This is a genomic window from Arthrobacter sp. PAMC 25486, assembly GCF_000785535.1.
In the GTDB taxonomy this organism is placed as follows: domain Bacteria; phylum Actinomycetota; class Actinomycetes; order Actinomycetales; family Micrococcaceae; genus Specibacter.
Map to the genome: position 1 here is coordinate 3,251,959 of NZ_CP007595.1, position 12,217 is coordinate 3,264,175.

A 12,217-nucleotide genomic window follows, 5' to 3' on the forward strand; every position below is an offset into this window, starting at 1 on the left:
AGGACACCATGGCTATTCCATTAATAGATTCCCCCGTCTCGGATAGCATCCGAGCATCCACTCCCCCCTTGAAACGGGGCAAGAAGGGCGCCAAAGATCCCGGCGTCATTGTCTTGACAACAATTGTTTGCGCCATCCTCTTGATGGTCATCGGGTTCCCGCTGTACGGGTTGTTGTCATCAGCCTTCGCGCCGAAGGGCCTTGAAGTCCTGGCACGGATGGTTACCGACCCTGTGAACCACCGAATTATCGGCAACACCATGCTGCTTGGCCTGGTGGTAGGCGTCACAGGCACCCTTGTCGGGTTCCTTTTCGCTTACGCACAGGTGAAGGTCAAGTTTCGTGGCAAGCGGGCGCTGCACCTGCTGGCCATGATCCCGATAGTGGCTCCACCATTTGCCGTGGCCACCGCCGTCATCACGCTCTTTGGGCGCAACGGCGCTGTCACGAACGGGATTTTCGGCTGGCAAGCCGACATCTACGGCCTGCCCGGACTGACACTGGTGTTGTCACTGTCTTTCTTCCCTGTTGCCTACATGAACATCCGGGGGATGCTTGAGAGTCTCGACCCGTCGCTGGACGAGGCGGCCGCCGGACTGGGTGCGAGCAAGCTGCGGGTTTTCTTCACTGTCACCATTCCCATGCTTGTGCCCGGACTTGCCGGATCGTTCCTGCTGTTGTTTGTTGAATCCATCGCAGACCTGGCCAACCCCCTCGTCTTGGGTGGGGACTACACCGTTTTGGCAAGCCGGGCATACCTGGCTGTGACAGGTGAATTCAACATGCAGGCCGGGGCTGCCTATTCGCTGACACTCATGCTGCCAGCCTTGCTGGTCTTCCTAGTGCAGCGATACTGGGTTTCCCGCAAATCCGTAGTATCGATAACAGGCAAGCCGGCTGGGGCAACCGAACAAATCAGCGCCCCCAGCATCAGGATTCCCGTTCTCGTGCTTGTGGGCTTCCTCGCGGCACTCATCGTGTCCATTTACGTCACAGTGTTGGCGGGAGGATTCGTCAAGGTTCCCGGGGTTAACAATGAGTTCACGCTCGCCCACTACCAGTTTGTGCTGGCCGGGCTGGGCTCGAAGGCCATGATTGACACGACCATTTTGGCGCTGATTGCCGCACCCATAGCAGGACTGCTCGGCATGCTGATTGGCTGGCTCGTGGTGCGCAAACTCAAACGGGCCAGCGGCCTGATCGACTTTGTGGGCATGCTGGGGCTTGCCATTCCCGGCACCGTGCTGGGCATTGGTTACCTTATAACCTACAACAAGCCCGTCAATATTTTCGGTCTACAGGTGTTCCCCGCACTCGCCGGCGGATCAGCCATTCTTGCAGGCGCGGTGGCCATTGTGATGGTGTACGTAGCCCGGTCACTGCCATCCGGGCAACGCGCAGCCGTATCGGCGCTGCAGCAGATACACCCGGCGATTGAGGAAGCATCAACCTCCCTTGGAGCCGATTCAGCGACTACGTTCCGCAAGGTCACATTGCCACTTATTCAGTCAGCCCTTCTGACTGGCCTGACATTTGCTTTCGCCAGGTCAATGACCACGCTTTCACCGATCATTTTTCTGACCACGCCGGGGATCAAAATCATGACCTCGCAGATCCTCGCGGAAGTTGACTCGGGGCGTTTTGGCAATGCTTTTGCCTACTGCACCGTCCTGATCGGAATCGTGCTCATTGTCATTCTCATCTTGAACGTCATCATCCGAAAGGTGGTCTTCCGTGGACAATCTCACCGCCGCTGAACCAATTTCTGCCCCCGTCGACACAGCCGAATTTTCACCTGCCCACGAAAGTGGGCATGTCACACTCGCGGCGCTGACCAAGCGATACGGCAACCGGGCCGATGATCCCATCGCCGTCAATGCCGTAGATCTACAGATCAAGGCCGGGGAGTTCGTCACTCTGCTTGGGCCATCGGGCTGTGGCAAGACCTCAACTCTCCGCATGATTGCGGGCTTCGAGACTCCCTCTTCAGGGCAAGTCAGCGTGGATGGGGTGGACATGGTCACAGTGGCACCAAATAAGCGGCCCATGTCCATGGTCTTCCAGTCCTATGCACTCTTCCCCCACCTGTCCGTGCGGCAAAACGTGGCTTACGGCCTGAGACTGAAGAAGACATCTGAAAAGCGGCTACGTGAAGAAGTCGACACTGCCCTGACCATCATGAACCTGATGCCGTACGCGGAAAGGGCCCCGCACCAGCTGTCCGGTGGGCAGCAACAGAGGGTGGCCCTTGCCCGGGCCTTGGTCATGAGGCCAAAGGTGCTTTTGTTTGATGAACCGCTCTCCAACTTGGATGCAAAGCTGCGAGTCCAAATGCGCAATGAGATTCGCCGGCTGCAGAAACGACTGGGCATCACCAGCATCTTTGTCACCCATGATCAGGATGAGGCCATGACACTGTCAGACCGCATTGTGGTGATGAATCAGGGGCGGATAGAGCAAATCGATGTGCCGGAACGTGTCTATCGCCGCCCCTCCTCCATTTTTGTGGCGGATTTCATCGGCCGGGCGAACTTTCTGGATGCGACGCTCCTGACGGATCCCCACCAAGGCCGTGCACGAGTGTTCGCCCTGGGCCGAGAACGCGATGTTGAGGTGCATGAGGACGTCACCTTGGACGGTGAGGTCTTGTTGATGGTGCGGCCCGAATCGGTGTTGCTCACACCGAACCCCGCGGCTGACAGTGTCCACGGCGAAGTGGGCCGTGTGCTGAGCGCAATATTCCATGGGGAATCCGTTGAATACGAGGTTGAAACGGACTCCGGCAGCATTGTTGCCCTGGTATCGGACCCCTCAGTCAGCGAAATATTTGACCCCATGGACACGGTGAGCGTTGGCATCAAGACTGACCGGGGTTGGCTGTTGCCGGTGGCTGTGGAGGCTTGAGCGAAATACTTCTGTTCTTGTGCCGCCGTCGTGCATTATTCGACGGCGGCACGTGGCTTGGGCATGGTGGCCGCGGTGGTAAAATCGGGGGTGGAGCAATCCCCCTTAACTTTTAGCGACATTGGACCAGCTTTTGGCCGAATGCGTCGCACAAGAAAGCCGCGGACAGCCGCGGCAACACGCCCACTACAGCACCAAGTTTGGAACCCATGAGAAGAACTGTCCGCCAGAGCCCACCCGCCCTCGCCGAAGGCGCCATGCGCATTGTGGCCCTTGGAGGCCTGGGGGAGATCGGTCGCAACATGACCGTCTTCGAATTCGCGGGAAAGCTGCTGATCGTTGACTGCGGCGTGCTCTTCCCCGAAGATCACCACCCCGGCGTTGACCTGATCCTGCCCGACTTCTCCTATTTGAAGAACCGCTGGCAGGACGTGGTGGGCCTGGTGCTCACCCACGGCCACGAAGACCACATTGGCGGTGTCCCGTACCTGCTTAAGCACCGCGCCGACATCCCCGTGATCTCCGCCAAGTTGACCCTGGCCTTCCTGAAGACCAAGCTCGAAGAGCACCGGATCAAGGGCAAGATGATCCAGGTCAAGGAAGGCGACCGCCGCAAGTTCGGCCCGTTTGACGTCGAATTCCTGGCCGTCAACCACTCCATCCCGGACGGTCTGGCCGTTGCCATCCGCACGCCTGCCGGCCTGGTGCTGGAAACGGGCGACTTCAAGATGGACCAGTTCCCGCTGGACAAGCGCATCACCGACCTGGCCGGCTTTGCGCGTCTAGGCGAGGAAGGCGTGGACCTGTTCCTGCCCGACTCCACCAACGCTGAAGTTCCCGGCTTCCTGGCAGCCGAGGCTGACCTGATCCCGGCCATCGACCAGGTCATGCGCACGGCCCCGCGCCGCGTTGTTGTCTCCAGCTTCGCGAGCCACGTGCACCGCATCCAGCAGATCATCGACTCTGCCCAGAAGTACAACCGCAAGGTCGCCTTCGTTGGCCGCTCCATGGTCCGCAACATGACCACTGCGCGCGAGCTGGGCTACCTGAAGATCCCGCGCGGCATGCTCGTTGAGGCCAAGGAACTGGAAAAGATGCCGGCCAACAAGGCCGTCCTTATCTGCACCGGTTCACAGGGTGAGCCCATGGCCGCCCTGGCCCGCATGGCCAACGGTGACCACCAGATCAACCTGACCGACGGCGACACCGTGCTGCTGGCCAGCTCACTGGTGCCGGGCAACGAGTCCTCGATCTACCGCCTCATCAACGACCTAACCAAGCAGGGCGCCAACGTTATCCACAAGGGCAACGCCAAGGTTCACGTCTCCGGCCACGCCAGTGCCGGCGAGCTCGTGTACTGCTACAACCTGGTCCGCCCCAAGAACGTCATGCCTGTGCACGGCGAATACCGCCACCTGAAGGCCAACGCCGAGCTGGCCATCCGCACAGGTGTTGAACCGAAGAACACGTTCATCATTGAAGACGGCACCGTCCTGGACCTCAAGGACGGTGTTGCCAAGATCGCCGGCAGCGTCCCGGCCGCCTACGTCTACGTCGAGAACATGGTTGCCGGCGCTGCCACGGAGGAGTCCCTCCAGGACCGCATCCGCCTCGCAGAAGACGGCGCCGTCACCGTCCTGCTGATCGTCAACCCGGACACCGGCAAGATCGAAGAAGACCCGGAATTCTTCTCCGTGGGCTTCAACTTGACGGACAAGGATATCGAGAAGGCTGCCGGAATCGTGGAGAAGACCATCACCGGACTCCGCGGCGAGAAGACCGGCCCGGCCGCCGAGAAGGCCGTGGCCAACGGCCTGTTGCGCTGGTCCGACCGCGCACTGCGCCGCAAGCCCGTCTACACGGTCATCATCGTCGAGGCGTAAACCTTCCCGCTGGTTGAGCTTGCCGAGCCCGTGCCGCCGTCGTACTTTTTCAAGTACGACGGCGGCACTCGGCTTTAACATCTTCCGCACCGTGGGCTGTGGCCGGGTTTGGCTTCAGGCGTGCTTGGTTTCCGTGCGCAACAGGGCCAACGCAGCTTCGGCTTCCGTGAGGGTGACCAGGCCGTTTTCCTGGATCCACTCGATGGCCCGGCGCTTCATTAGACCATCATGGAATATGTACCACTGGTCTTGTATTTCCGGGAATTGAGTGAGCGCATCCCTGAAATGGCGAAACGGCTTGCTGCGATCAATGGCCCGAACCAGGCGGTCCCTGGAATGAGGATCCGCAACGCCGGAAATGAACTCCTCCATGTCCCGGTAGCCCTCGTAGGATTCCATGGGATCGATGCGAATGCCGCCGCGGTCGTCCACGTCCCAACCCTCGGTCTCGGCCTCGTCCGCGACTTCTTCGCTCCACAGTTCAATTTTGCCGGTGGCCGGATCCATCCAGAAAAACGTTTCGTAGTCCATGAAGTGATTTTCCAGTGCCATGGCCAGACCCTCAAGATCAAAGTCATTTAAATGCAACACGGCTCAGCCCTCCGTAACGGGTGCTTGAATCCAAGAAATGCCTACATACACAATGGTTCTCCCTGCCGGGAAAATGGACAAGAGTCGACGCCTGTCCGTGGGGCGTGGTGGCGTATGGAATGACCTGCTCCGAGTCATGCGCATAGCAGGAGTCCCCAGGGCGCAGCTCTGACACTGGCGCAAAGCTGGGGTCCAACAGCGCGCATTAGTGCCCTGTTGGTCCTAAGTTATGCGCCGGGTCAGACCCTCCGCATGCGCATGTCCCACTCTTAGTCCACGAGCCTGCCGCCGAAGCCGGTCGGTTCAGAGTTCCGCGCTCTCAGGACCCCCGCGAAGCTTGGCGAGTGCCTGCTCCGCGTCGGCGACTTTTACAAGCTCGTGTTCCTGCAGCCACTGGACGGCCCGGACCTCCATGGCGGAGTCGCGGAATGCGTGCCATTGCCGGGGCGTTTCGGTATGTCGGTGGACGGCCGCATTGAAGTTATGGAATGGCTTCTTGCCGTCGAGGGCTCGAAGCAGTTGGTCTCGGATTTTGGGGTCCCGTACCGTGGCCGTGAATTCCTCCATGTCCTTGTACGCGTCCCGGGAAGGAATGGGGCCGATCCGGAGGCCACCGCGCTCCTCCGGATCCAATTCTTCGTTGGCAGCGCCGTAGTTGGCGCCATCGCCCCAAAAACCAATGGCGCCAGTGGCCGGATCGATCCAGTAGAAAAAGCCGAAGTCGTCGTGGGACAACAAGGCCTCAGCCAGTACCTCGAGATCAATGTTCTCAACGCGCAACATGGCTCCAGCTTTCCATAAGTCAGTGCACGGGGCAGCAAATATATTCGCCACCGCACCGGATGCTACAGGCCTGCAGTGGATCCGGCCCGCAGCAACGCCTGCGCTGTCAGGTGTCCCCGCGCAGCTTGTCCATTTCCCGGCGGTCCTTTTTGGTGGGCCGGCCGGTGCCGCGGTCGCGCTGCGGCAGTCCCAGCGCGGGAAGCACGGGGCGTGGGGGAGTGTGGTCGGTGAAGCAGTGCGAGGCAGCTTCGGGACCCACCCGCTTGTTGATGAGCTGGCGGACTTCCAGGATCCTGTCGTAGCCGGGCTGGCGGACACGGATGGTGTCGCCCGGAACTACAGTGTGGGCCGCCTTGGCATTGGCATCATTGAGTTTCACATGGCCCGCACGGCAGGCTGCGGTGGCCATTGAACGGGTCTTGTAGGCACGGATCGACCACAGCCACGCGTCAATGCGGACAGCTGTCGGTGCATTTTTGGGAATGCTCATAGTCCATCCACTCTAGCCGTGCGGATCCACGAAAATGACACCGATCCCGCTTTCAGAGCCCGGGATCGCGGGATCCGAAAGCGGGATCGGTGTCAGAAACGGTGCTGTGTCAGTCCTGGTTGCTGAAGGCGGCGTCGAAGGACAAGGCGGACGGGGCGAAGTCGAACTTCTTCAGTGCAGCAAGTGCCTCCGGCGCGCCCTGCAGGCGGTCCATGCCGGCGTCCTCCCACTCGATGGAGATGGGGCCGTCGTAGCCGATGGCGGTCAGCGCGCGGAAGGAAGATTCCCAGGGCACATCGCCTCGACCTGCGGACACAAAGTCCCAGCCGCGGCGCGGATCACCCCACGGCAGGTGCGAGCCCATGACCGTGTTCCGGCCGGTGGGACGCAGCTTCGTGTCCTTGCAGTCGACGTGGTAAATACGGTCCTTGAAGTCCCAAATGAAGGAGACCGGGTCGATGCCCTGCCACATGAAATGGCTCGGGTCCCAGTTCAGGCCAAACGCCTCGCGGTGGCCGATGGCCTCCAGGGAGCGCACGGTGGTCCAGTAGTCGTAGGCGATTTCGGAGGGGTGCACCTCATGGGCGAAGCGCACACCGCACTCGTCGAAGACATCCAAAATGGGGTTCCAGCGGTCGGCAAAGTCCTGGTATCCGGCCTCAATGGCCGATTCCGGAACGGGCGGGAACATGGCCACGTACTGCCAAATCGAGGATCCGGTGAAGCCCACCACGGTCTTCACGCCGAGTGCCTGGGCCAACCTGGCGGTCAGCTTCATTTCCTCGGCCGCGCGCTGGCGCACGCCTTCGGGGGCCCCGTCGCCCCACACCTTGGTGCCGACGATCGCCTGGTGGCGGAAGTCGATGGGGTCATCGCACACGGCCTGGCCCTTGAGGTGGTTGGAGATGGCCCACACCTTCAAGTTGTAGCGTTCCAGCACGGCGAGCTTGCCCGCAACATAGCCGGGCTCGTCCCAGCGCCAAGGGTCCAGGTGGTCGCCGGAGCAGGCGATTTCCAGACCGTCATAGCCCCAGTCTGTGGCGAGCCGGGCAACTTCCTCGAAGGGAAGGTCGGCCCACTGGCCGGTGAACAAGGTGTATGGGCGTGCCATGGGTCAGTCCTTAAGAGTTGTGGGTGAGTTCGGCTGGAACAGCCAGCGGGATGGTTGCGCCGCCGGCCGCGGAGGAGGCTTCGATCGCGGCCAGGACCTGCTGGACGCCGAGCCCTTCCTCGAACGACGGCGACGGGTCGGTTCCGTCGGCGATGTTCAGCAGGAAGTCGCGAATCTGGTGTGTGAAGCTGTGTTCCCAGCCGATCACGTGCCCCTGCGGCCACCAGCCTGAAATGTATGGGTGCTCTGGTTCGGTGACGAGAATGCGCCGAAAGCCTTGGACCTCAATGGGCTCGGTGGCGTTGAGGTAATAAAGCTCGTTGGGGTTTTCCAGGTTGAAGGTAATTGACCCGGTTGTGCCATAAACCTCCACGCGCAGCGCATTCTTCTGTCCCAGCGCCACCCGCGACACGTCGACGCTGGCCACGGCGCCACCGGCCATGGACAGCGTGGCCCAGGCAGCGTCGTCGACCGTGACGGGCTCGGGACCGTCGGGACCCGGCCGTTCGGTGGTGAACGTGTGCAGCCGGCCCGACACGTCGGCGACGGTGTCGCCGAGCAGGTGCTGAATTTGGTCGACGGCGTGCGAGGCAATGTCGCCCAGCGCGCCCGAGCCGGCGGTCTCCTTGCGCAGCCGCCAGGTCATGGGTGCCTCGGTGTCGGCCAGCCAGTCCTGCAGGTACGACGCGCGGACCTGGCGGATGGTGCCAAGCTCACCGTCCGCGATGAGCTTGCGGGCCAGCGCCAGTGCAGGCACCCGGCGGTAGTTGAATCCCACCATGGAACGCACGCCAACCGTGCGGGCGGCCTGTGCCGCGGCAACCATGTCCTCGGACTCGGCCATGGAGTTGGCGAGCGGCTTCTCAACCAGCACGTGCTTGCCGGCGGCGAGGGCCGCCGTCGCAATTTCAGCGTGCAGCCAGCCGGGTGCGCAAATGTCGATAATGTCGATGTCGTCGCGGGCAATGACCTCCCGCCAATCCGTGGCCGATTCGCTCCAGCCGTACTTGGCGGCAGCGGCGGCCACGGCATCGGCGTCCCGACCGACCAGGACCTTTTGCTCAAATGCGGGAACGTCAAAGTGGTTCGCCACGGAACGCCACGCGTTGGAGTGGGCCTGGCCCATAAAGGCGTAGCCGATGGCGGCCACACCCAGGGTGTGGGATTCGCGACTGTTGGATTGGAGGGAGGTCATAACTGCTTTCCTAGTTATCTATTGCCTGCGGGCAGTTAGAGCGTTGCTTCGGTCGGCGCCCAGTCAACGGGAACCGGCTCGGAGGACGGGGCGGTGCTGTTGACGGTGACAAACTCGCCGCTGTCAACGGACTCGGAGATCGAGACCATGGCATCGAGTACGTGGTAGGCCAGCTCGCCGGTGGCGCGGTGCGGGACGCCTGCGCGGATGGAGCGGGCCATGTCCAGTACGCCCAGGCCGCGGCCGTCGGCCGGACCTTCGGCGGGAATCGTGGTCCAGTCTTCCTCGCCGCGCTTGCACACCTTGATGTCGCCGTCGAAGTTGTTTGGATCCGGCAGCGAAAGGGTGCCCTCGGTGCCAGTGATCTCAACAAACCCCATGCGGGCCTTGGCGGATTCGAAGCTGTACACGCTGTGTGAGGAGGCGCCGGAAGCAAACTGGGCGATGGCGCTGACGTGGGTGGGTACCTCGACGTCGAACACCTCGCCTTCTTTGGGGCCGGAACCAATGGTGCGGGTGGGGAAGGCGGTGCTTCCAACGGCGGCCACCTTGGAGATGGAGCCAAAGGCCTGGATCAGTGTTGTCAGGTAATACGGGGCCATGTCAAAGAGCGGGCCGGCACCTTCCTGGAACAGGAACGCGGGGTTCGGGTGCCAGGATTCGGGGCCGGGGGACTGGAACATGGTCAGCGCCGTCAACGGAGTGCCAATTTCGCCGGCATCGATCAGGCGCCGGGTCGTCTGCAGACCGGCGCCAAGGAACGTGTCGGGTGCGCAGCCAAGCCGAACCCCGGCGGCTTGCGCTTCCTTGAGCAGTCCAAGGCCGCTTTCGCGGTCGAGGGAGAAGGGCTTTTCCGTCCAGACGTGCTTGCCCGCCCGCACTGCGGCCGTGGCTACCTCCACATGGGCTGCCGGAATGGTCAGGTTGACGATGATTTCAACGTCGGGGTGGTTCAGTGCGACGTCGACGCCGCCTGACGTCTCAATGCTGTACTCCTTGGCCCGGGCGGCAGCAGCCTCTTCAAAGAGGTCCGCAATGACAAGCACCTTGACGTCGGGGAATTTGGTCAGGTTGTCCAGGTACTGCTTGCTGATGTTGCCGGCGCCGATGAAGGCAATGCCGACGGGTCCAGTTTTTACCATGGGGATCAGGCCTTTCCAGCGTTCAGGAAGGCAAGGCTCGCTGCGACGCCATCAAAGATGTCACCTGCGTAGTCATCAAACTCGACAACGCCAACTTCCAGGTGCTTGGCCGCGCCAATGACGTCCCAAATGGGAACTTCGCCCTGGCCGGCGGGAAGCTGGGCCTTGGTGTCGTTGTTCAAGGGGCCGTCCTTGATATGGATGTACTTCACGCGCTCGCCGAGGCTGGTGAGGATGTCGACCGCGTTAGCGCCACCAACGGAGACCCAGTACGTGTCAACTTCCAGCACGAGTTCCGGATCCAACAAGGTTTCAAAGTACTCGAGTGCCGTGGTGTCGTTGATCTTGGATTCAAGCTCCCAGGCGTGGTTGTGGTAACCCACGCGGATGCCGTACTTGGCACCCTTCTTGGCAGCGGCGTTGAGGCCATCAGCGATCTTCTGGATGTCCTCGGCATTCTGCCACTGATCTGCAGCAATGAACGGGTCGATGACGGTGGTGATGCCCAGTTTGTTGGCGGCAGCGAAGATTTCGTCCTGGTCATCCTTCAGCAGGGGGGCGTGACCGGAGGGGGCCGTGATGCCATGCTTTGCGAAGGCTTCGGCCAGCTCGTCGGCCTTGGCCACAAAGTTGTAGGGCTCAACCTTGGTGAAGCCCAATTCTGCAACGCGGGCGATGGTTCCGGGCAGGTCTTCTTCGAGGGGTGTGCGGACGGTGTACAGCTGCAGGGAATACGTCATTGGAACTCCTAGAAGACATGAATGTGTGTTGCACAACAACCTATTGGAACTTATGTCGATGGTCAAGCAAAAGTTTGTGTACGGCGAATAACCTTTGGATTGTGACAGATGGAAGTCGGTGTGTTATTTATTGGGAATGCCAAAGTCACCAGTGCAGCAGCGTTTACGGCCTGCCACCCCCTCCGCGGCGGCAGCCGGGCCGCTCAGTCATTCCAGGGCCGGAGATGTATTTCAGATCCTGCGGGACGGACAGGCGCGCACCCGCGCGGAACTGGCTGAAATTACCGGGTTGGCGCGCTCCACCGTGGCCGCCCGCATCGACGCGCTGAGCGTCGCGGGACTCATTGGCCCTGCAGGTGAGGGAGTCTCCTCGGGTGGGCGTCCGCCGTCGCGCTATGCCTTTCATCCGTCTTCCCGGGTGATTCTGGCGGTGGACATTGGTGCCACCCATGTCCTGATCGCACTGACTGACCTCAGCGGAAGAGTGCTCAGTGAATTGCGCGAGTCGATCGACATTGCTACGGGTCCCACAGCGGTACTGAATTCTGTCCTTGACCTGTGCGGCAGCATTTTTGGCCAGGCGGGGCGCCATGAACGGGAATTGGCAGGTATCGGCATCGGCCTGCCCGGGCCGGTTGAGCATTCAACCGGCAGGCCGGCGAGCCCTCCCATCATGCCCGGATGGGACGGTTTTGACGTGCCCGCCTATGTGCAGCTGCGCTTTCCAACAGACGTGCTCGTTGACAACGATGTGAACATCATGGCCTTGGGGGAGCGCGCCAACTACTGGCCTGATGCGCAGGATCTGCTGTTCATCAAGGTTGCCACCGGTATTGGCGCGGGCATTATCAGCGGCGGGCTGCTGCAGCGCGGCGCTGACGGCACCGCCGGAGATATTGGGCATGTGCGGGTGCCGCGCGGCGGGGATGTGCTGTGCCGCTGCGGCAATTATGGCTGCCTGGAGGCCATGGCTTCGGGGCCGGCGGTGGCTGCATTGCTCACGGCCGGCGGTGTTCCCGCCCAGACCGGAGACGATGTGCTGGAGCTGGCCCGACGGGGAAACCTTGCCGCCATCCAGGCCATGCGCCAGGCCGGGCGCGACCTGGGTGACGTGCTCGCGGCCTCCGTGAACCTGCTGAACCCCTCGGTCATTGTGATCGGTGGCGGCCTGTCATCGGCCGGCGAGTACCTCATGGCCGGCGTGCGCGAGATTGTCTACCAGCGATCGCTTCCGCTGGCCACGGCGCGGCTGCGGATCGTGCAGTCAATGGCCGCGGACCACGCCGGTGTACTGGGTGCCGGCCGCATGGTGATCGACCACATTCTTGCCCCGGCCTCCGTGGAACGCCTCGTCGCCGCGCACACGCAGGTGTGAATG

At 61.8% G+C, this 12,217-nt stretch carries 11 protein-coding genes; 4 read left to right on the forward strand and 7 right to left on the reverse strand.

What is annotated here, in order from left to right:
* Positions 1-68 precede the first annotated feature (68 nt).
* The 3 genes from art_RS14850 (at position 69) to art_RS14860 (ending at position 4,787) form a co-directional block, all read left to right on the forward strand.
* Positions 69-1,757, forward strand: coding sequence for an iron ABC transporter permease (locus tag art_RS14850; RefSeq protein ID WP_253901370.1), 1,689 nt, complete (start codon positions 69-71; stop codon positions 1,755-1,757).
* Positions 1,735-2,904 carry an ABC transporter ATP-binding protein gene (locus art_RS14855; protein WP_038466015.1) on the forward strand — a complete coding sequence of 390 codons (1,170 nt, stop codon included), beginning with the start codon at positions 1,735-1,737 and terminating at the stop codon, positions 2,902-2,904. Before art_RS14850 ends, art_RS14855 begins: the two co-directional genes overlap by 23 nt.
* A 209-nt stretch (positions 2,905-3,113) precedes the next feature.
* The gene (locus art_RS14860) at positions 3,114-4,787 is read left to right on the forward strand and encodes a ribonuclease J (protein ID WP_038466018.1); all 1,674 of its coding nucleotides are present in this window, start codon (positions 3,114-3,116) and stop codon (positions 4,785-4,787) included.
* A 114-nt stretch (positions 4,788-4,901) separates the two neighbouring features.
* On the opposite strand, the gene art_RS14865 is transcribed toward art_RS14860, so the two are convergent.
* The 7 genes from art_RS14865 to art_RS14895 all read right to left on the reverse strand — a co-directional run bounded on the left by art_RS14865 (position 4,902) and on the right by art_RS14895 (position 10,839).
* Positions 4,902-5,378, reverse strand: a complete 477-nt coding sequence (locus art_RS14865) for a UPF0158 family protein (protein WP_038466023.1) — start codon at positions 5,376-5,378, stop codon at positions 4,902-4,904.
* A gap of 303 nt (positions 5,379-5,681) precedes the next feature.
* Positions 5,682-6,161, reverse strand: coding sequence for a UPF0158 family protein (locus art_RS21130; RefSeq protein ID WP_052136604.1), 480 nt, complete (start codon positions 6,159-6,161; stop codon positions 5,682-5,684).
* Between the two features lie 106 nt (positions 6,162-6,267).
* Positions 6,268-6,651: an RNA-binding S4 domain-containing protein gene (locus art_RS14875; RefSeq protein WP_038466025.1), complete on the reverse strand. Its 384-nt coding sequence runs from the start codon at positions 6,649-6,651 to the stop codon at positions 6,268-6,270.
* Between the two features lie 109 nt (positions 6,652-6,760).
* Positions 6,761-7,762 carry a sugar phosphate isomerase/epimerase gene (locus art_RS14880; protein ID WP_038466027.1) on the reverse strand — a complete coding sequence of 334 codons (1,002 nt, stop codon included), beginning with the start codon at positions 7,760-7,762 and terminating at the stop codon, positions 6,761-6,763.
* Between the two features lie 10 nt (positions 7,763-7,772).
* Positions 7,773-8,957: a Gfo/Idh/MocA family protein gene (locus art_RS14885; protein WP_052136605.1), complete on the reverse strand. Its 1,185-nt coding sequence runs from the start codon at positions 8,955-8,957 to the stop codon at positions 7,773-7,775.
* 35 nt (positions 8,958-8,992) lie between these two features.
* Complete coding sequence (locus art_RS14890; RefSeq protein ID WP_038466029.1) at positions 8,993-10,099, reverse strand: Gfo/Idh/MocA family protein; 1,107 nt, start codon at positions 10,097-10,099, stop codon at positions 8,993-8,995.
* 5 nt (positions 10,100-10,104) lie between these two features.
* Entirely contained in the window at positions 10,105-10,839 is a 735-nt protein-coding gene (locus art_RS14895) for a sugar phosphate isomerase/epimerase (RefSeq protein WP_038466032.1), read from the reverse strand.
* A 136-nt stretch (positions 10,840-10,975) separates the two neighbouring features.
* Between art_RS14895 and art_RS14900 the strand changes: the two genes are divergently transcribed.
* Entirely contained in the window at positions 10,976-12,214 is a 1,239-nt protein-coding gene (locus art_RS14900) for an ROK family transcriptional regulator (RefSeq protein ID WP_038466033.1), read from the forward strand.
* Positions 12,215-12,217 lie beyond the last annotated feature (3 nt).